A 19,167-nucleotide genomic window follows, 5' to 3' on the forward strand; every position below is an offset into this window, starting at 1 on the left:
CTTGCCTCACAGATGGCATTAGTTTAGCAAATTTTGCTCATTTTACCGATCAAGTTGCCTGACAAACTGGACAATTTACATCTTTTTCAAATTTAAGAATACGTTGCGATAGGTTTAGGCCATTCCAGAGCAACAGTTTTTGCTTCAGTGGGGTTAAACCTAATCCTAAAAATAGCAAAGTGTGATGTGCTTGTAATGACGCGATCATTACAGGCGTAGTTGCCAACACGCCAGACTCGGCACAGCGTAACCCTTCATTGGCATGCTCTTCCTTTGGAAATAAGCATTCATAACAGGCTGAATCTGACTCAACCATAAACATTTGCCCTTCAAAGCCAATGGCTGAAGCACTAATTAACGGAACCTGATATTCTTTACATACTGCATTGACCAGATAACGGGTGGTAAAATTATCACAACCATCTAACACTACATCCTGATGCTGTACGAGTTCATGCGCATTTGTTGCATCGAAACGTATATTTTGATAGCTGACCTGTATATGTGGATTAATGGCTTGGAGATGTTTTGCCAAGATTTCAGCTTTATATCGACCTAAATCATTTGAGGTAAATGCAATTTGACGTTGTAGATTACTGATCTCAATGGTATCCGCATCGATAATCGTAATTTTACCTACCCCGGCACGTGCCAACAGTTCGGCACTGGTACAGCCGATTCCACCTGCACCGATGATCAGTACATTGGCAAGTTTCAGCCGTTCTTGTGCCTCGAGATCCCAACCATCCAGTAAAATCTGACGGCTATAGAGATGCATTTCCTCATTGCTTAGCTCAAATTCGTTTTCTAAATGGTCTGACACGTGGCTTTACTTCTTTGTTCAAGGGAATGCTGATTCTAAGTCGATGGAAGGTTGGAGGAAAGTAGTAAATTGGAACGAACCCTGTTTTCTTTTGGCGCAGCTTTATTTTTATCTCGCTAATTTCTACTTGTCTTAATGCAACTAAAAAGATTAATACTGCAAAATACATTTTTATTAACAGTTCATTCCATTATTCCACGTCCACTAAAGTAGATAAAATTGGGACCAACTCGCTATAGCATCTGGGTAAATCATCTTAATGTCCACTTGCCGCACTTTTTTTAAAAACATATTTAATTATTTAAAAACAAAAGCCTAACTGTTATAAAAAACTATTATTTATTACTCAACCCAGTTGTGTCCAGCACGAAATTATTTCGTCTTAAACAGCTGATATCCCAGTTCAACGCTTCTGCTCCAATTGACAAGCCTCCTCTCAATTTCTGTAATAAAGGATCATTTTAAGACCATCATGGAGTTGATATATGTCTTTGCTTAGGAATACTGCCTTTTTAATCTTGTTATTTTTGGCATTTGATTGCAGTGCAAAAATAATTCCAATCCCTACACAAGAACAATGGGTACATGCCAAGAAAAAAATACACCTCGATAATGGCATCAACCTGTCTTATATCGAAGCAGGTAACACTGACGGTAAACCGTTATTATTCATACACGGCTATACCGATAGCAGCCGCACCTGGTCTTTAATCATGCCCTATTTCAAAAACAGACATATTTATGCGATTGATTTACGTGGCCATGGCCAATCTGACGCGCCTACATGCTGTTATGCCTATACAGATTTAGCCAGTGATGCCAACCTGTTCCTTAAAAAATTAAAAATTGCCAAAGCCGACGTGGTTGGACATTCATTAGGTTCTTTAACGACTCAAGTATTAGCTACGGCTTATCCAGATCGCGTGAATAAAGTCGTCCTGATATCCTCTACATTGAATATTGGAATAAATGGGCCAGGTAATTGGTTATGGGATAATATTCACCCTCTTCAAGCGCCGATTGATCCCCATGGGAAGTTTATGCAGGAATGGAGATGGAACCCCAATCCGATTGATTCAAAACTTGAAGAAATATTAAGTCAGGAGAGCGCAGTTGTACCTCTGCATGTATGGAAAGGTGTATTGAGTGGAGCCATGTATGGAGATTTGAGCAATGCCGCAAAGCTGATGTCCGCTCCAATGCTGATCTTATGGGGTGATCAGGATCAACTTCTTGGAGCAGATCATCAAAAGAAACTTCAAGCAGCCTATCCTAAAGCCAAATTTATTGCTTTTAAAAATGTAGGCCATAATATTAATTTAGAGCAACCGAAACAGACCGCCGAACTGATCGAAGACTTTTTAAATACTCGTTAGAATGACTTCCCTATAAAAGATAAAGTGGAATGTTGATTCTGTCCAACTTAACTAAGCCTATTATTTGTATAGGGCCTAAACTGCTTTAGGCTCTATAAAATTCTCTCTAACCTCAATCTTGAATGGCTGATTTCAATACAGGTTATTCAAACGAGCTATTTCATTTGCGATCATGCATCATTTCATAAGATTGCGCTCTTAATAACTCTTCCTTGGTGGCAAAAGACTGAGTTCTTAACTGGTTAATCGACTGCTGTTTACTGGCATCACTCGCATTACTTTTTAAAATCTGGTCACGCTCAGCCAGATATCCATTGACCTGTGTTTGCCAGTCAGCTTCTTCCTGATCAACCTTTTCCAGACGGTCCGCAGCCTCTGGCCCCAATAAACTTTCACGCATATTGCGTAGCTCTTGCGCAGAGCCACCTTTCTCACGGATTTCCTGCGTCAATTGCTGTAATTCAGCAAATTGCATGGAAACCCGAACACCATCCGCCATGGTGGCAGGAAGTTGATCAATCAATTTTGCCAGTTCAGCCGCTTTTTGCTGTGCCGTTAAAGTCTTATTGGCATGAATACGCATCTGTTCAATATTAAACTGGTTCAGCTTACGTTCATTACCAAACAAGGCATTGATCTCAGCCGCATTAAAAAACTGCTGCTGGACTTTATACATCTGATCAAGAACTTTCTGAAAGCCCTCAATATCACCTGTTTTAAAATTACCATTGGGTTTTAAATTTTTGAGGGTATGGCTATACGCCACATATTGATCCAACAAATAAATGGCATAACCTGAAGCCGTCTCTGGTAATGTCCCGGTCAGATATTGACGAATATCAGCGATCAGTTCAGTTTCTGTTTTTTCACCCAGACTAGAAAAGAAATAATCAAAACAGCTACGGATACCAACCGTCAGTATCAGTTTACCGTTGGCATCCACCTGAATCGGACAATCAATTTCGGTGCCTTGTAATGAAGCCGCCAGAACAGGTAATTTTCCCTTTTGATGATCTTGTGTAGCACCGCCTGCAATATTGCTTTGTGCGGACTGTTGTTGAGCCTGCTGCCCTAAAGGATATGGAACCGCTTGAGTATCTGGTTTAAATATCCAGTAAATCAAAGCCAATATCAGCAATAAACCGATAATGACACACAAACTGATGGTTTTATTATTTAAAAATTTACCGTTCATCATCCCTTGCTCTATTGATCCTTTTTTAAAATCATCCTGGCTAAAGGAGCACAGATGCCCCTTTAGCGCATTGATTATAGCCCCTGATTTTTTAAACGGTTGGCTTGTGCACGGAACGGCGTAACCGGATTTTGCAAGAAACCGACCAAACCTAATACCTGATTCACCTCATCCAAATGGTTAAATGCATAGTTATCACGAATGACCGTGCCTAAATGGCTCGAACAACGCGGTACCAAGCCATCATTTTCACCTGAAATGAGTAAAGAAGTTGCCGTTAACGCATAGTCCATCGGATCAGCCGCATTGGTAAACGGGCTGGTACCACTCCACGAATAATAACGGACACCATTCACCAGTTCGGCGCCTGATCCACAGGCTGTGGTAGGTACACCTGCCGGGAAGCGCTGGTTAAAGTCTGCAGAACCCTTGGTGGTGAGTGAGTTTAACCCCGCAAGGGCATCCTGATCATAATAATGACCTGAGCCAATGCCGACCAAAGAGAAGAACGCATTAACGCCTGCTGCAATAACAGGTGCAAGTGCTGGACCAACTGGTGATTTCACCACTGAGTCGACCACATCTGCAACATCTGAACCTTTGGTTGGGCCTCCTACTGCTGTTACTGAAGCAATCTTATTCGGCAATAAGCTTGCCACATAACGAACCGACTGTGAGCCATGACTATGGCCAATTAAATTGATTTTTTCAGCACCGGTAATTGCCAGCACCTGTTTTGCCTGTAACAGTAGCTGTTCACCACGTACTTCCGATGAGTTAAAAGAAGCTTGCTGTGCCACAAATACACTGGCCCCGTTTCCAACCAGATCTTCAGTAATCCCGTTCCAGTATTGCAATGGGCCAACCGCCGAGAAGCCGGCCATACCATGCGCCAGCAGAATCGGATACTTGGTTTTTGCATAACTGGAAGTGATGTTCGTACTACCGCCGACTGAGCAACCGTTCACATTACAGTTTTGCCATGAGGCCTTGGGTGATAGAAAATCAAACAAACCTGCATGAACCACGGTACCACTACTCACAAACATGCCTGCCATTAACGCCATAGCATTTAAATATTTCTTTTTCACGTTTTTGCTCCGAGCATTTTTCATTTTTATTACAAAGTGTTAGTCCTATACTTTTGTATGTGGAATCATTCCTACCATACAAAAACAATGTAAAATTTCCCCTCCCTGTATATTGTTTGATTTTTAGACTAAAGCAAACTGCGCCAAAATCATAACAGTTCAGGCCAAAATTACGATCGATTGATAAAATTCCGATGAATGTACATGCGCAAAGCTGCAATAAGGGCGGTGCTCATCTGGACTACCGCATAAGAGTATAAGTCGTGATAGGTATGGTAATGAATTGTCTTTCTGAATGTTCTAGACCGGAAAATCTGAATCACGCTTCCATTTTTATTGCGTTTAACGTTATAAATACCGTAAAAATGAATCTTATTCCCTTAGAGATTATGCAACAATAATCCGTGTTATCTCCTTTCTGGATCGCGTATGAGTGCCCAACATATTACCGCCGTTGAACTTTCCAAAGCTTATCGTCTACTCAACCACGGCCCAACCGTACTGGTGTCGGCGCAACATAAGCAGGATACGGATGTCATGGCAGCAGCATGGGCATGTGCACTGGAACTTACCCCAGCAAAGGTCACGGTTGTGCTTGATAAAAGCACCAAGACCCGTCAACTGGTTGAACAAAGCGGCTACTTTGCGCTACAAGTGCCGTGTTACGCGCAAATTGACATGGTGCATCAACTCGGTACGATTAGTAAATTTGACCAGCCCACCAAACTGGCAGATTGCAAAACCGAACTGTTTTATCAGGACGCCTTTCCTGTACCGCTGGTCACAGGTAGTCTGGCATGGTTGATTTGCAAAGTGATTCCAGAACCACATAACCAGCAAGCACACGATTTATTTATTGGCGCTGTGGTTGCAGCCTGGGCAGATTCTCGCGTGTTTCGTGATGGGCACTGGTATTTTCAGGACGCTGCAAAAGAATTACGTAGTCTGCACTATATTGCAGGCGGAACCTTTTATTTGATTGGTGATGAAGTCAAAGCCAAATAATCAGCAAAAGCTCAGGCAATGATTTTCAGCATTGCCTGTGTTGTTTATTCAGCTTTCATCATTTCACGATACAAGGTATCCAGAAACTGCTGCTGTTTCTGGTTATGCTTAAAATAACGTTGATAATTGACACTACAACTTTCTACATCCGCAATATTGGCCTTGTTAAAAGACCAGTCGCTGGTGTCTTTGACAGTAATCCCGAGATCATCATCGCAACTCTGCCACAATTGGGCAAATCGACTGCGCTGACTGGCATCCAGTTGCTGAAATTCGGCATAAACAGAAAAACCATGCATCTCTGAATTAAAGAATTTCGAAATCATGCTGACAGGCACCCCGCCCCAGCGCATGGGTTGATCTTCCGGAAAACGAATATCGGTGAGTTTATCTTCCGGCATGATCTTATCTTGTTCACCTTCCTTCAAAAACTGAGTGTCATAGACTAGTGTAGTACCTGCAGGGACCAGAATTTTTTTCACCACACGGGCTTCACGGGTTTTGTAATAGGGATAATTCGGTGTTGAGTTTCCACCCGTTGGATTCATATTGCCAACACAACCGCTCAGACACAGGCCCAAGCATGCGGACAGAATCAATCTATATGTCATATCAATCCTTTTAGTATGATTATTTTTATCAAGCCACGGTCTATTACCTTAGAAGCAAAGCTGTTCACAGACAATATAAAATTTGAGCAAGAAAAGAAAAAACAGTTGTGAAGGTGAAGTCCACAACTGTTCTATGGCGTGATTAAATACTTTTAGCAAGGCTTATTTTGGTGCCATACGAATCGCTCCATCCAGACGAATCACCTCACCATTCAGATATGAATTCTCGGCGATATGGGCCACCAAGCGTGCAAATTCTTCTGGACGTCCCAAACGTGAAGGATACGGCACCATTTGGCCTAACGCATCCTGTACGTTCTGTGGTAAACCTTTTAACATCGGGGTTTCCATGATGCCCGGCGCAATGGTCATGACCCGTATCGCATGGCGGGCCAGTTCACGTGCAATCGGCAAGGTCATCGCGACAACAGCACCTTTCGAAGCAGAATAGGCCGCTTGCCCGATTTGCCCGTCAAAAGCAGCCACCGAAGCTGTATTGACGATCACACCACGATCTTCATCGCCTTCCGCAACGGTATTCCTGCTCATGGCATCCGCTGCAAAGCGCAGCATATTAAATGTCCCTGTGACATTAATCTGTAAGGTTTTCGAGAACATCGCCAGATCATGCACACCCTCTTTACCCACAACTTTTGCAGAGGGGCCAATGCCGGCGCAATTGATCAGGCCATGAACACTGCCATGTTTGGCAAGTACATCTTTAAAAAACTGTTCCGCAGCAGCTTCATCGGTCACATCCAGTTTTACAAATTCAGCCTGTGCTCCCAATGCCTGTGCCTGTTGTTCTCCTGCTTCAACATTCATGTCAACCAAGGTGACTGACGCACCTTTTTCAACTAAATATTCAGCTGTTGCTGCACCTAGACCAGAGCCACCGCCTGTAATAACAAAATGTTTTCCCTGAATTTTCATTTACGTTTCCTATCAAATTAAAGATATAAATTTTTATAACCAAGCCTAAAGGCAACTTTTTTCCGATACAATTTCAAAAAGTAGCAAATTGAATGCGACTTTTGAGCAGTCGATCTATTTATTCTCCTGTATATCATGTGCCTATGACCAAAAACCACAATCCCGATCTTAATGCGGCCAAGGATACAATTTCAAATGCTTTAATTCGGGAAGCATTAAGCGTTGCTGCCAGTCGCGGCTTAAATATTGTCAGTATTGCCAATCGGGCAGGCATTTCAGCTGAACTGTTAAGCTCAGGCAAAGCACGCGTTCCCGTTACCCAGTGTGCCCAATTATGGGTAGAACTGGCAGAAAGCATGAATGATGAGTTTCTCGGCATGGATACCCATCCCATGCGTAGGGGCAGCTATCAATTACTGGCAAAACTTGCCTTTAATGCAGAGAATCTGGAACAGGCCATTAAAGAAATTCTCAAGTTTTTAGCCCTGATTCTGGACGATATTCGCGGCGAACTGGTTCAAAAAGGCAATAAGGCCTATCTGATTCTGCATGATCGTGAACAACCGAAGCGGATGTTTACCTATTCAACCTTTCTGATGCTGGTCCACAGCTTGATGTGCTGGCTGAGCGATCAACGTATTCATTTTCATAAAATGAGCTTTAGGTGCCATCCACCTGTTGAGTTACAGGATTATCGTGTCCGTTTCTGTGAAAATATCCAGTTTCATGCCGCACAAAACAGCATAGAATTCGATGCACATTATCTGAAACATAAAATCAAAAAAGACAAACAGGCGCTCAATGATTTCCTGAGACATACGCCTTACAACCTGATCGTGCGTTTCAAGAATGAAAATTCGTTAAGCCTGCAAATACGCCGGCAATTACTGCTGCAAGCACCTTCAGAATGGGCAGAACTGAAAGATATTGCCCAACAGTTGAATATGTCGACTGCGACCATCCAGCGTCGTTTAAAACAGGAAGGTGTCAGCTACCAGCAACTGAAAAATGACATACGCTGTGATATCGCCATTGAACGACTGAGCAAGACAGACGACTCGATTCAGACTATTAGCGACGATCTGAACTTTCATGATCCCAGCGCTTTTCATCGTGCCTTTAAAAAGTGGAGCGGTGTCAGTCCGGGCAGTTATCGAAAAAGCTTACCCTTGCAGAAAAACAGACGCAACCTTGTTGATGAGTAAAAGGAGTTAAACCTATGTACCTTCCTGAAATATTTGAAGAAAAAGATCCTCAAAAACTTTATCAACTGATTCAGGATTATCCGTTTGCAACGCTTATCAGCCAGAGTAGCGAAGGTCTGGATGCCAATCATTTGCCTTTTAAACTGATACCGGATGAACAAAATCAAACGGCGACACTGCTTGCGCACATTGCCAGAAATAATCCATTACACATGCAAATCCCAAACGGCACAGAAGTCCTGATTATCTTTCACGGTGAACAGGGTTATATTTCACCGAACTGGTATCCCAGCAAACAACAGCACCATCAGCATGTACCGACATGGAACTATCAGGTGGTACATGTCAAAGGTAAAATTAATTTCTTATCTGATGAAAAAGCATTACGCGGCATTTTGGCGAAGCTGACACGGACACATGAAGCCAATCAGCCTGTTCCATGGAAAATGTCCGATGCGCCTGCCGAATACATTACTCAGCAACTACAAGGAATTGTGGGTATTGAAATTCAGATCACCGGGATCACGGGCAAATTTAAACTCAGCCAGAACCGGGAAAAAGTCGATGCCTTAGGCGTAGTTGAAGGGCTGGAAAAATATGGCCATCCCAATCTAGCAAAAGCCGTACAGCACTATATAGAAGATTAAGCAGACTTTTGGGCTAAACTGACCCGATCATTGCCGCCATAGTCCTTGATGGTCTGGATTTGCTCAAAACCCTGCTGCTCAAAGATTTGACGAACAGCCTCACCTTGGTCATAACCATGTTCCAGCACAATCCAGCCCTCTGGTTTGAGCCAGTCTTGGCCTTGCTGGATAATGGTTTCAATATCTGCCATGCCATGGTGATCTGCAATGAGCGCACGCTCAGGTTCAGACTTGAGCTTTTGCATATGCACATCTTCTGGATCAATATACGGTGGATTTGAGACAATTAAATCAAACTGCTGCTGATCCAGTGCCTCAAACCAGGCACCACAGGCAAATTTCACCTGCATAAGACCATGCCGTAGCGCATTTTCCTGCGCAACCGCTAAAGTAGGCGCATAAATATCAGTCGCCATGACCTGCCACTGCGGACGTTCACTCGCCAGTGCCAACGCAATTGCACCGGTACCTGTACCTAAATCAACAATATTGGCCTGTTGATCCAGCGGCAGCTTTAATACCGTTTCTACAAGAATTTCAGTATCTGGACGCGGTACCAAAGTATCATGCGTCACTTTCAGGTCTAAGGTCCAGAATGGCTGTGAACCGGTGACATAAGCCAGTGGTTCACCCTGCTCGATGCGGGCCAGTCCTTCCAGAAAAGCCTGCTCCTGCATGTCCGTCAATTCTTGCTCAAGTCGCAGTTTCAGTTCTAAGGCATTAACCCCCAAAAGATGCTCAAGTAGCCATGCCGCCTCTTGGCGCTCATAGCTATCAATTTCGCCTTTGATCTCTAACGCTTGAGCAATATTCATTAGCCGCCATTTTCCTGTGCAAGCATTGCCAGCTGATCGGCCTGATATTCACGATGCAAGCTATCCAGTAATTCGGTTAAATCACCTTCCATAATCGCATCTAACTTATATAAAGTCAGGTTAATACGGTGGTCGGTCATACGACCTTGCGGATAGTTATAAGTCCGAATACGCTCTGAACGGTCACCTGAACCGACCAGATCACGACGCATTTCTGAGGTTGCTGCATCGGCCGCTGCACGTTTGGCATTTTCCAGACGCGACACTAACAACGCCATCGCTTTGGCTTTGTTCTTATGCTGTGAACGCTCTTCTTGACATTCCACCACCACACCAGATGGGATATGAGTAATACGTACCGCAGAATCGGTTTTGTTAATGTGCTGACCACCCGCACCTGATGCACGGTAGGTATCAATACGTAAATCGGCAGGATTGATTTCCACGGTGGTATCTACATCCACTTCTGGAAGAATCGCAACCGTACAAGCCGAGGTATGGACACGGCCCTGTGATTCCGTTGCAGGGACACGTTGCACACGATGCGCGCCGCTTTCAAATTTCAGGCGACCATAAACCCCTTCACCATCAATCCGGCAAATGATTTCTTTATAACCGCCATGCTCGCCTTCATTTTCAGAAAGCACTTCAATACGCCAGCCTTGGGTTTCAGCGTATTTACTATACATACGGAACAAATCACCCGAGAAGATCGCAGCTTCGTCACCACCCGTTCCCGCACGAACCTCAAGATAAGCTGCATTGGCATCGTTTGGATCTTTTGGAATCATCAACACATTCAGCTGATCTTCAAGCTCAACCAGCATTGCCTTATTTTCTTTAATTTCTTCTTCTGCCATATCTTTGAAATCAGGGTCTGATTTCATCATTTCAGCAGTTTCGATATCTTCTTCCGCTTGACGATACTTACTCCAAACTTCGGTGATTTCAGTTAAATCATTATGTTCACGAGACAATTTACGGAAACGTTTATTGTCCGAAATCACTTCTACATCAGCGAGTAATGCAGTCAGCTCTTCATGACGATCACAAAGTTGATCGAGTCTTAAACGGAGTGATGCTTTCATGGGTGGAATATCTCAAAAATCTAAAGACTCAGTGCAGATGAAGCATGAGTAAAATCAAAAAATTGCGCATAGTTTACAGACTCTGCCACTTAAAAGACATAGTGAAATAGTGGAACTTACCATTCCCCCATCATTTCATCACAAATTGTTCAGTTTTAGTTTTTACGACTTGTTCTCTGCTCAGCGCTTGGCTATAAATAATACAGGACAAATAGAATGATAAAACAACAGGATAAACCATGAATAATTTTATTAACCGCCCCACATCGGCCTTTATTGCAGCAAGCTGGGTGGCCTTACTCGCCGGTGCTGTCGGCTTTATGATTGGGTTGTGGAATGCCAACATGCCCTTGCATGAAAAAGGCTATTATCTGGTGATTTTACTTTATGGACTTTTCTCGGCAGCCTCCCTTCAGAAAACTGTCCGTGACCAGCTCGAAGAGATTCCGGTAACGGCCATTTACTATGGACTGTGCTGGGCCTCCATGGCAGTGTGTATTGTGCTATTACTGATTAGCTTATGGAATGCTGAACTGAGCATGAGCGAAAAAGGCTTTTATATTATGTCTTTCCTGCTCAGTTTATTCGGTGTGGTCGCCACTCAAAAGAATATTCGTGATCTTAATTATTTACGCCTGCAAACAGAACCTCATCCCCGTCAACTTAAGCTAAATGAGGATTCTGTAAAAGATCAGCCACAGGATTAATAGATATTTTTCAATAAAGGCTTAAAAAATATTTAAGCCTTGCTTGCAACATTATTCATCTAAACCACTGTTTTTAAAAACATATACAGTTTAAAAAAAGATAATCGAAAACAAAAGATTACAATCTGGACACCAAAGAGTAATACTTCTGGCATGCTTCTCCACACTTTCATTCTCAAACTTTGTTACATTTGCAGCCATTACAAAGAGGTCCGATTTTTTGGCGGACACGGAGTCAAAAATGAAATTAAACGCTTGGTTATGTGGTGCAATCTTTGCAACTTCATCACTTGTTACTGTCGCTCATGCCGATAACGGAACTCGTGTGGCAGCAACATCTGCACTCGGCAGTGTCGTGGGTACGGCACTCGGTAAACAAATTGGTGGCAATAACGGCGCAATGATTGGCTCTGCGCTTGGTGGCGCTGGTGGGGCTGCTGCTGCAAGTAGCAAACGTACACGTACTGAAGCTGCGATTGGTGGTGGTCTAGGTGGCGTGGGTGGTTATACCGTAGGACGTAACCTTGGCGGTACAACAGGCGGTTATATCGGTGCTGCTGCGGGTGCGGCAGGGGGTTCAGCCTTAGGCCGTAAAGTAGGTCAAGACCGTTACTATGACAATCACCAATCTAAAAAATACAAGAAAAAGAGAAAGCATCGTCATCACTAATTTCTTAGAAAGCACCTTCGGGTGCTTTTTTATGCGCTGAGCTTTCTCTACACGACAATAAAATCCTGAGCAAAATGCTAGGTTGAATCCTGTTCCCGAACTTTCTAGAATAATTCCCTATTTTTTATATGCCTTTTTTGCATGATGAATACCGAATTACTCTCTCCTGCCGGTTCGCTTAAAAATATGCGCTATGCCTTTGCCTATGGCGCAGATGCGGTCTATGCTGGCCAGCCTCGCTATAGCTTACGCGTACGGAATAATGAATTTGACCATGACAATCTAAAAATCGGGATTGATGAAGCGCACGCCTTAGGCAAAAAATTTTATGTGGTGGTGAATATCCAGCCGCATAACAGCAAGCTTAAAAATTTTATCCGTGACCTTGCACCGATTATTGCCATGCAACCGGATGCATTGATTATGTCTGATCCAGGCTTGATCATGATGGTGCGTGATCATTTTCCACAGATGCAGATTCATCTCTCTGTACAAGCCAATGCCATTAACTGGGCCACAGTAAAATTCTGGAAAGATTACGGTCTCAGCCGCATTATTTTGTCTCGAGAATTGTCAATCGAAGAAATTGAGGAAATTCAGGCACAGGTACCAGATATTGAACTGGAAGTGTTCGTACATGGCGCACTGTGTATGGCCTATTCCGGACGTTGTCTGTTATCCGGCTATATGAATAAACGCGATGCTAATCAAGGTGCCTGCACCAATGCCTGTCGCTGGGAGTATAAAATCCACGAGGCACAGGAAGATGCCAATGGTGATGTGATACCTGTTCAGCAACTTGATACAAAAAACACTTGCTGCGCTCAGCGCCCTGATGCGGCGATTTCAGCGCAAACCGTTCTGGTACAGCGTAACGATGAAGATATGTTTGCGGCTGAAGAAGATGAGCATGGCACTTATTTCATGAATTCAAAGGATTTACGTGCAGTACAGCACGTGGATCGACTTACTAAAATTAGAGTAGCTTCACTCAAAATTGAAGGTCGTACCAAATCCTATTTTTATTGTGCCCGTACCGCGCAGATTTACCGTAAGGCCATAGATGATGCACTTGCAGGCAAGGCATTTGATACAAGCTTAATGAGCCAACTGGAAGGTTTGGCTAATCGAGGCTATACCGAGGGCTTCTTACGTCGTCATGTGCATCAGGATTATCAAAACTATGCAGATGGTTCATCTCAGTTTGACTACCAACAGTTCTGTGGTGAAGTGATCGGGCGTAATGGCGCCTATATTCGGATTGAAGTCAAAAACCGCTTTCTGGTCGGCGACTCACTGGAATTGATGACACCCAAAGGCAATATCAACTTCAAATTAGAACAGATGCGCGATCTTAAAGGCAATATCATTGAAAATGCTAAAGGCTCAGGCCATATTGTCGAAATTCCCCTCTCTCCAGAGATTGATATTGCTTATGGGCTGCTGATCCGTCATTTACCTGATGCCACTGAGCAATTACATTCGACAGCTTTAGCCTATTCGGCAGATTAAAATGGCTTTATTGATTACCAACGCTTGTATCAACTGTGATATGTGTTTGCCTGAATGCCCTAATCAGGCGATTGATGAAGGTGCAAAAGTCTATGAAATCGACCCACTCCGCTGTACCGAGTGTGTCGGTTTTTATGAAGTAGCCACTTGTGTGGCGGTGTGTCCGATTGACTGTATCAAACCCGATCCGCACTACTCTGAAACGCAAACTGAACTTTTGCAAAAGTTTAATCGTCTACAAATGGCATAAAAAAACAGCAATAAAAAAAGCGCCTGACGGCGCTTTTTTTAGCTATACAAATTAGTTTGCATATACCGGGAATTTTACACAAACTGCTTCAACTTTTGCTTTTACATCAGCGATAACTTTCTCATCACCTTTGCTATCGATCACGTCAGCGATCCAGCCAGCAAGTTCACGCACTTCCGCTTCACCAAAACCACGTGTGGTCACTGCTGGCGTACCAATACGGATACCAGAAGTCACAAATGGAGAACGTGGGTCATTTGGAACCGCGTTTTTGTTTACAGTGATATGCGCTGCACCTAACCATGCATCTGCATCTTTACCCGTTACGTCTTGTTTGATCAAAGACAATAAGAATAAATGGTTTTCTGTACCGCCAGATACAACATCATAACCACGTGCGATTAATACTTCAGCCATTGCTTGCGCATTCTTCACAACTTGTTGCTGGTAAGTTTTGAATTCAGCAGACATTGCTTCTTTGAAACAGATTGCTTTTGCAGCAATCGCATGCATCAACGGACCACCCTGGTTGCCCGGGAATACAGCCGATTGAAGTTTTTTCTCGATTTCTTCGTTTGCTTTAGCAAGGATCAAACCAGAACGTGGACCACGAAGGGTTTTATGCGTCGTTGTAGTGGTTACGTCTGCGATTTGTACCGGGTTTGGATATACACCAGCAGCAACAAGACCTGCAACGTGAGCCATATCAACAAAAAGGTACGCATCTACTTTGTCAGCGATGTCACGGAAACGCTGCCAGTCTACAACTTGGCTATATGCAGAGAAACCAGCAACGATCATACGTGGCTTATGTTCTAGTGCTAGACGTTCAACTTCTTCATAATCGATTTCACCCGTTTCTGGGTTTAAACCATACTGGATCGCATTATAAGTCTTACCAGAGAAGCTTACTTTAGCACCGTGAGTCAAGTGACCACCGTGCGCCAAGCTCATACCCAATACGGTATCGCCAGGGTTAAGAAGTGCAAGGTAAACAGCCGAGTTTGCTTGAGAACCAGCGTGTGGTTGAACGTTTGCGTAATCAGCGCCGAATAATTCTTTTGCGCGATCAATTGCAAGTTGCTCGATCACGTCAACATATTCACAACCGCCGTAGTAGCGTTTGCCAGGATAGCCTTCTGCATATTTGTTAGTAAGTTTTGATCCCTGTGCTTCCATCACAGCTGGTGAACAATAGTTTTCAGATGCAATTAACTCAATATGCGCTTCTTGGCGTACGCCTTCAGAAGCAATCGCTTGAGCTAATTCTGGATCAAATTCAGCAATAGAAATATTGGCAAACATTAGCGGAGGGTCCTATAAATTAGGGCTTTTAAGCCGTGCTAAAGATTGGTGCGTATTGTAGCACGAAGTTTGCCTTTTCACAGATTGATATTGATTAAATTCTTGCTGAATTTTACTGATCTTGCTTGGTATTCTATCAATCAAATAAAAAAGGATATGGAAATGGGATTTATTGACAAATTTCTTTCGAAGAAAAATCGTACACCAAACAACTCCGCTGAGAAGCAGATATTAGAAGTTCCTGAAAATTGGAATTTTTATATGTGCCAAATAGATGAACAGCCGGCCAGTTATTTCTTAAATCTGGCTTTAGCAGATGTGGCACCGCTACCAGAAAGATCAACCTTAGTATGGGTGGAAATACAAATGAACCACTCCAGAGAAGACGGGTTATCTTCCAGTGAAGAGTTCGATCATCTGGCCGAGATGGAAGATCAAATCATTCCCGCACTCACAAATCACTATCCGATGCTTTATGTAGGACGTTTAACCCATAATCACTTGAGAACATTTTATTTCTATGCTCAGGATGGCGTAGATGTCGAACATAGCATTCACCACATCATGCAAAGGTATCCAGACTATAGCTATCGACTCAGTAAAGAGAACGATTCAAGCTGGTCAACCTATTTGAATTATATGTTTCCCAGTGAAGAAATCATGCAAACGATTTCTAATAGAGCGGTCATTGAGAACCTTCAAAGTCACGGAGACAATCTTGAGCTTGCCCGACCTGTAGATCACTGGATTTATTTTCAGAATGAAAATGACAGTACAAATTTTTTGAATGTCGTTAATGGTTTAGGTTTTGAGATAGTGAATCAAACATACCTTGCGGAGCCAGCACATCACCCCTACCAGTTACAGATTTCCAGAATTGATCACGTAGACCTACACTCTATCGATGCATGTACCTTAAAACTCTGGAAATTAGCCCAGCAATTTAATGCAAAATATGATGGCTGGGAAACCCAGATCATTAAAAACTGATAAAACAAGCCCAATCATCGTGATACGCCGATTAGGCTTGTCAGGATACTGACTTAATTATTCGCAGGCATCGCAGTTTTTACATCATTGACAATATTCCCGATATTCAAGACATAAGCTGTACCGTGATCCCATTCGGCACTAGTAAGATATTGGATTTTGGAGCCTTTATTCTGAGCTAGCGCAACAAGTGCATCCGTTGCCACTTTAGGAACGGTAGTATCTTGTGCACCTTGATAAATCGTGACAGGCTGATTCAACTTCACTTGAGCGGGTTGCGAATCCTTTTCCAGAAATGTTTTCACCAATGGCACAGCCATAAAATTGGTTTGTGTACGAGGATAATTGGTTAAATTACCATTGCTCAGTGCATATTTCTGCATGGCGGCTCCAAACTTTTTACCTAGCACATCAAAGCAATCCGTTTCTGCATTGTTAGCGATCCCATCCGTTGGCGACTGGAATACATTGGTATAGCTAAAGCTTGGTTCAAGGTTTCTTAGTCCAGCGGTAATTAAGGCAGTAAATGTATCCAGTTGTGCATACATTTCAATTTTTTGCGGCAAAGGTGCATTTTCAACAGATGCATTCCCATTGACCAAAATGGCTGCCAAATTAGATGCAGGAGCAACAGCAATTGTTCCTTTATAATCCAGTTTGGCACGGCTTTGATATTGCGCTGCGCCCAATGCTGCTTGCCCACCTTGTGAATGCCCTACTGTCATCCATTGACGAGATACAACTTTACCTTTTCCAGCTAAATAATATCGTGCAGCAACTACAGCATCGGTAATAGAGAATGCTTCGCTTTTAACATTCAAAAATGGATGCAATTCTCGGCCACTCGGTTCTCCCAAGCCTTCGTAATCAGGCGCAACCACCACGTAACCAGCAGCAAGTAATTGCGTAATCATACTTTGAATGTAAGGGTTAGTTACATTACGACTTGGCGCACATTGATCTGCCACCCCTGTCGTACCATGTGCCCATGCAACAATTTTCCATCCCCCTTGGGGTGTTGGCCCGCCAGGTACGAACAACAGACTGGTTGCCATCGTTTCCTTACCATTCTGTCCCAACATCTTATAGGTCAATACCGAGCTTTCCGTAGCCACCGCGCTAAAATCTGTTTTAGTATATGCTACTGGAACCCCCACAACTGGATCTTTAATATTATTCTCAGGAACTTCGGGTTTCGGTGTATAGGTTGTATCGCCATCACCACCTCCACCACATGCCGTCAACAATAGGCTCGAACTCAGCATCGCAATGGATAATAATTTCATTTTCATACAGTTTTCCCTGAACTATTTTGTTTTTCATTTTAATACTTAGTATTTTTTTTACTAAGGCAATTCCTTCCATAAGAATGCGCTTAATATCAAATTGTTCAAGTATTTTTTCAATTTTCGCTGTTAATTTACCCAAACTCAATTTTATGTTTAAAAAAAATAAAGTGACCTTTATGGATTCAATCCTGTTTCAAATAAATTTCTTGTAAGATATTGGCATTCTCCACTCAGATCAGGTCGACTTTCATGCAAGCCATTATCCTAGATACAGAAACCCATACCTTGAATGGTTTGCCGATTGAAATTGCCTACGCTCCGATTGAAATAGAAAATGCAAAACTCAGTCTGGATAAAAAGCAGATTTTTGATCAGCTTTATCAGGTTGGACAACCGATTTCTTATGCTGCCATGGCAGTGCACCATATTTTAGAGTCTGATCTGGTGGGACAACCTTTTTATAATGAGTTTCAGCTTCCGACTCAAACCACCTATATTATTGGTCATAACGTTGACTATGATATTGCTGCTATTGCCCGTTGTGGTGTCGATGTATCTCAATTAAAGCCAATCTGTACTTTAGCCCTTGCACGCCATGTCTGGGAAAATGCTGAAGCACACAATATCTCCGCCCTCATCTATCTGATTTCTAAAGGTAGCGATAAAGCGCGTGAAATGCTTAAAGGTGCGCATCGTGCCGATGCCGACATTATCTTAACGGCCAATATCCTGATGCATATTATTCATCAGCTGAATATTCAAGATATTGAACAACTCTATGTTGCCTCAGAACAAGCACGCATTCCTAAAAGTATCACCTTTGGCAAACATAAAGGAACGGCCATTCAGGACCTTCCTGCCGACTATATTCAATGGTTGATGCGTCAGGAAGATCTGGACCCATATTTACGCAAAGCCTTAGAAGCAAAATGAGTAGAACAAACTCAAAGCCAAAGCAGCTTAACAGCCTTCGATCTTGATTTTAAAAGGCAGTAATATTTAATAAATTGTTAATATTACTGTCATTTTTTAACTCTATCTTAATTTCCGTATTATCTTGATTAGGGGGAAATTAAGAGATGTCACATTTTTTTAAAACTGAACTTGGGCAAAATGCATTACAACAACGCAGTATTGCTTTAACCGCCCGCCAACGTCGTTTATTACTTCTAATTGATCACGAAGATTTTAAAGAGCTTGATCAGGCGTATAAGCAACGGATCGCACCCACCGAACTGGTGCAACAACTGATTGATATGGGACTATTGGCGCAACAGCAGTCTTCACCCGTAAATAAACAACAAAGCCAAACAACGTTCACAATGGCTGCTTTTGATCAGGCCCTATCTACTCAATCTGCGCCAGTTCAAGAAAAGCAAATAATTCGACCGGCGCCTGCAGTTGAAGAAATGCTTGAACTTGAAAAACTTGCTTTTGTTGAAATCCAGCAGGTCATGGTTCAGACACTAAGCAGTTATTGTGGTTTGATGGCCCGCCCGCTAATACAAAAAATTCAGTCGATTGATTCATTAAATCAGCTGAAAGCTTGTCAGATGCAATGGATTACCTCATTGCAGGAATCACGGATTCCACCAAGTCAATTGAATCAAACCTTGAAACTGATTAATTATTCTGTACAGCATTTATCATAATTA

20 protein-coding genes are annotated in these 19,167 nt (G+C 42.8%); 11 read left to right on the forward strand and 9 right to left on the reverse strand.

Translation table 11 applies throughout. The features are described 5' to 3' along the window. Window positions 1-49: 49 nt before the first annotated feature. Window positions 50-778, reverse strand: coding sequence for a HesA/MoeB/ThiF family protein (locus J699_RS15090; RefSeq protein WP_416202127.1), 729 nt, complete (start codon window positions 776-778; stop codon window positions 50-52). Window positions 779-1,308: 530 nt separating this feature from the next. Here J699_RS15090 and J699_RS15085 point away from each other — a divergent pair. Then, window positions 1,309-2,199, forward strand: coding sequence for an alpha/beta fold hydrolase (locus tag J699_RS15085; protein WP_032869292.1), 891 nt, complete (start codon window positions 1,309-1,311; stop codon window positions 2,197-2,199). 160 nt (window positions 2,200-2,359) lie between these two features. Here J699_RS15085 and J699_RS15080 read toward each other — a convergent pair whose 3' ends face one another. Further along, the gene (locus tag J699_RS15080; protein WP_032869290.1) at window positions 2,360-3,394 is read right to left on the reverse strand and encodes a lipase secretion chaperone; all 1,035 of its coding nucleotides are present in this window, start codon (window positions 3,392-3,394) and stop codon (window positions 2,360-2,362) included. A 74-nt stretch (window positions 3,395-3,468) separates the two neighbouring features. Continuing rightward, window positions 3,469-4,485 (reverse strand): lipase family alpha/beta hydrolase, encoded by a 1,017-nt coding sequence (locus tag J699_RS15075; RefSeq protein WP_005286486.1) that lies wholly within the window; start codon window positions 4,483-4,485, stop codon window positions 3,469-3,471. Window positions 4,486-4,914: 429 nt separating this feature from the next. On the opposite strand from J699_RS15075, the gene J699_RS15070 reads away from it, so the two are divergent. After that, complete coding sequence (locus J699_RS15070; RefSeq protein WP_032869288.1) at window positions 4,915-5,490, forward strand: flavin reductase family protein; 576 nt, start codon at window positions 4,915-4,917, stop codon at window positions 5,488-5,490. 44 nt (window positions 5,491-5,534) lie between these two features. On the opposite strand, the gene J699_RS15065 is transcribed toward J699_RS15070, so the two are convergent. Then, window positions 5,535-6,101 carry a hypothetical protein gene (locus J699_RS15065; RefSeq protein ID WP_032869286.1) on the reverse strand — a complete coding sequence of 189 codons (567 nt, stop codon included), beginning with the start codon at window positions 6,099-6,101 and terminating at the stop codon, window positions 5,535-5,537. A gap of 162 nt (window positions 6,102-6,263) precedes the next feature. Continuing rightward, a complete protein-coding gene (locus J699_RS15060; RefSeq protein WP_032869284.1) occupies window positions 6,264-7,034 on the reverse strand; it encodes an SDR family NAD(P)-dependent oxidoreductase in 771 nt (256 codons plus the stop codon). Window positions 7,035-7,177: 143 nt separating this feature from the next. On the opposite strand from J699_RS15060, the gene J699_RS15055 reads away from it, so the two are divergent. Beyond that, window positions 7,178-8,239: an AraC family transcriptional regulator gene (locus J699_RS15055; protein WP_032869282.1), complete on the forward strand. Its 1,062-nt coding sequence runs from the start codon at window positions 7,178-7,180 to the stop codon at window positions 8,237-8,239. A 14-nt stretch (window positions 8,240-8,253) separates the two neighbouring features. Beyond that, window positions 8,254-8,886 carry an FMN-binding negative transcriptional regulator gene (locus tag J699_RS15050; RefSeq protein ID WP_032869280.1) on the forward strand — a complete coding sequence of 211 codons (633 nt, stop codon included), beginning with the start codon at window positions 8,254-8,256 and terminating at the stop codon, window positions 8,884-8,886. Here the strand turns inward: J699_RS15050 and prmC are convergent. Then, window positions 8,883-9,701, reverse strand: coding sequence for a peptide chain release factor N(5)-glutamine methyltransferase (prmC, locus tag J699_RS15045; RefSeq protein ID WP_032869277.1), 819 nt, complete (start codon window positions 9,699-9,701; stop codon window positions 8,883-8,885). The two genes, J699_RS15050 and prmC, sit on opposite strands and share 4 nt — an antisense overlap. Beyond that, window positions 9,701-10,789: a peptide chain release factor 1 gene (gene prfA / locus J699_RS15040; RefSeq protein ID WP_032869276.1), complete on the reverse strand. Its 1,089-nt coding sequence runs from the start codon at window positions 10,787-10,789 to the stop codon at window positions 9,701-9,703. Before prfA ends, prmC begins: the two co-directional genes overlap by 1 nt. 239 nt (window positions 10,790-11,028) lie before the next feature. Between prfA and yiaA the strand changes: the two genes are divergently transcribed. The 4 genes from yiaA to J699_RS15020 all read left to right on the forward strand — a co-directional run bounded on the left by yiaA (window position 11,029) and on the right by J699_RS15020 (window position 13,928). After that, window positions 11,029-11,496, forward strand: a complete 468-nt coding sequence (yiaA, locus tag J699_RS15035; RefSeq protein ID WP_032869274.1) for an inner membrane protein YiaA — start codon at window positions 11,029-11,031, stop codon at window positions 11,494-11,496. Between the two features lie 241 nt (window positions 11,497-11,737). After that, complete coding sequence (locus J699_RS15030; protein ID WP_005230980.1) at window positions 11,738-12,166, forward strand: hypothetical protein; 429 nt, start codon at window positions 11,738-11,740, stop codon at window positions 12,164-12,166. Between the two features lie 144 nt (window positions 12,167-12,310). After that, window positions 12,311-13,678, forward strand: a complete 1,368-nt coding sequence (yegQ, locus tag J699_RS15025; RefSeq protein ID WP_032869746.1) for a tRNA 5-hydroxyuridine modification protein YegQ — start codon at window positions 12,311-12,313, stop codon at window positions 13,676-13,678. Window position 13,679: 1 nt separating this feature from the next. Beyond that, window positions 13,680-13,928 (forward strand): YfhL family 4Fe-4S dicluster ferredoxin, encoded by a 249-nt coding sequence (locus J699_RS15020; RefSeq protein ID WP_032869272.1) that lies wholly within the window; start codon window positions 13,680-13,682, stop codon window positions 13,926-13,928. Between the two features lie 51 nt (window positions 13,929-13,979). Here the strand turns inward: J699_RS15020 and glyA are convergent, their stop codons facing one another. After that, window positions 13,980-15,233, reverse strand: coding sequence for a serine hydroxymethyltransferase (glyA, locus tag J699_RS15015; protein ID WP_032869270.1), 1,254 nt, complete (start codon window positions 15,231-15,233; stop codon window positions 13,980-13,982). Window positions 15,234-15,395: 162 nt separating this feature from the next. On the opposite strand from glyA, the gene J699_RS15010 reads away from it, so the two are divergent. Next, window positions 15,396-16,223, forward strand: a complete 828-nt coding sequence (locus J699_RS15010) for a DUF695 domain-containing protein (RefSeq protein ID WP_032869267.1) — start codon at window positions 15,396-15,398, stop codon at window positions 16,221-16,223. A gap of 53 nt (window positions 16,224-16,276) precedes the next feature. On the opposite strand, the gene J699_RS15005 is transcribed toward J699_RS15010, so the two are convergent. Then, window positions 16,277-17,515, reverse strand: a complete 1,239-nt coding sequence (locus tag J699_RS15005) for an alpha/beta hydrolase family protein (RefSeq protein ID WP_032869265.1) — start codon at window positions 17,513-17,515, stop codon at window positions 16,277-16,279. A gap of 246 nt (window positions 17,516-17,761) precedes the next feature. Here J699_RS15005 and J699_RS15000 point away from each other — a divergent pair, with 246 nt between their 5' ends. Continuing rightward, window positions 17,762-18,445 (forward strand): putative quorum-sensing-regulated virulence factor, encoded by a 684-nt coding sequence (locus J699_RS15000; protein WP_032869263.1) that lies wholly within the window; start codon window positions 17,762-17,764, stop codon window positions 18,443-18,445. Window positions 18,446-18,591: 146 nt separating this feature from the next. After that, window positions 18,592-19,164 (forward strand): hypothetical protein, encoded by a 573-nt coding sequence (locus J699_RS14995; RefSeq protein WP_032869260.1) that lies wholly within the window; start codon window positions 18,592-18,594, stop codon window positions 19,162-19,164. Window positions 19,165-19,167: the final 3 nt, after the last annotated feature.

The organism is Acinetobacter sp. 1000160 (genome assembly GCF_000588715.1).
Taxonomy (GTDB): Bacteria; Pseudomonadota; Gammaproteobacteria; order Pseudomonadales; family Moraxellaceae; genus Acinetobacter; species Acinetobacter courvalinii.

Bases quoted from the DNA above. Each gene is read 5' to 3' on its own strand.
- J699_RS15090 (WP_416202127.1), bottom strand. From the start codon at position 778: ATGCATCTCTATAGCCGTCAGATTTTACTGGATGGTTGGGATCTCGAG.
- J699_RS15085 (WP_032869292.1), top strand. From the start codon at position 1,309: ATGTCTTTGCTTAGGAATACTGCCTTTTTAATCTTGTTATTTTTGGCA.
- J699_RS15080 (WP_032869290.1), bottom strand. From the start codon at position 3,394: ATGAACGGTAAATTTTTAAATAATAAAACCATCAGTTTGTGTGTCATT.
- J699_RS15070 (WP_032869288.1), top strand. From the start codon at position 4,915: ATGAGTGCCCAACATATTACCGCCGTTGAACTTTCCAAAGCTTATCGT.
- J699_RS15065 (WP_032869286.1), bottom strand. From the start codon at position 6,101: ATGACATATAGATTGATTCTGTCCGCATGCTTGGGCCTGTGTCTGAGC.
- J699_RS15060 (WP_032869284.1), bottom strand. From the start codon at position 7,034: ATGAAAATTCAGGGAAAACATTTTGTTATTACAGGCGGTGGCTCTGGT.
- J699_RS15055 (WP_032869282.1), top strand. From the start codon at position 7,178: ATGACCAAAAACCACAATCCCGATCTTAATGCGGCCAAGGATACAATT.
- J699_RS15050 (WP_032869280.1), top strand. From the start codon at position 8,254: ATGTACCTTCCTGAAATATTTGAAGAAAAAGATCCTCAAAAACTTTAT.
- prmC (WP_032869277.1), bottom strand. From the start codon at position 9,701: ATGAATATTGCTCAAGCGTTAGAGATCAAAGGCGAAATTGATAGCTAT.
- prfA (WP_032869276.1), bottom strand. From the start codon at position 10,789: ATGAAAGCATCACTCCGTTTAAGACTCGATCAACTTTGTGATCGTCAT.
- yiaA (WP_032869274.1), top strand. From the start codon at position 11,029: ATGAATAATTTTATTAACCGCCCCACATCGGCCTTTATTGCAGCAAGC.
- J699_RS15030 (WP_005230980.1), top strand. From the start codon at position 11,738: ATGAAATTAAACGCTTGGTTATGTGGTGCAATCTTTGCAACTTCATCA.
- yegQ (WP_032869746.1), top strand. From the start codon at position 12,311: ATGAATACCGAATTACTCTCTCCTGCCGGTTCGCTTAAAAATATGCGC.
- J699_RS15020 (WP_032869272.1), top strand. From the start codon at position 13,680: ATGGCTTTATTGATTACCAACGCTTGTATCAACTGTGATATGTGTTTG.
- glyA (WP_032869270.1), bottom strand. From the start codon at position 15,233: ATGTTTGCCAATATTTCTATTGCTGAATTTGATCCAGAATTAGCTCAA.
- J699_RS15010 (WP_032869267.1), top strand. From the start codon at position 15,396: ATGGGATTTATTGACAAATTTCTTTCGAAGAAAAATCGTACACCAAAC.
- J699_RS15005 (WP_032869265.1), bottom strand. From the start codon at position 17,515: ATGAAAATGAAATTATTATCCATTGCGATGCTGAGTTCGAGCCTATTG.
- J699_RS15000 (WP_032869263.1), top strand. From the start codon at position 17,762: ATGCAAGCCATTATCCTAGATACAGAAACCCATACCTTGAATGGTTTG.
- J699_RS14995 (WP_032869260.1), top strand. From the start codon at position 18,592: ATGTCACATTTTTTTAAAACTGAACTTGGGCAAAATGCATTACAACAA.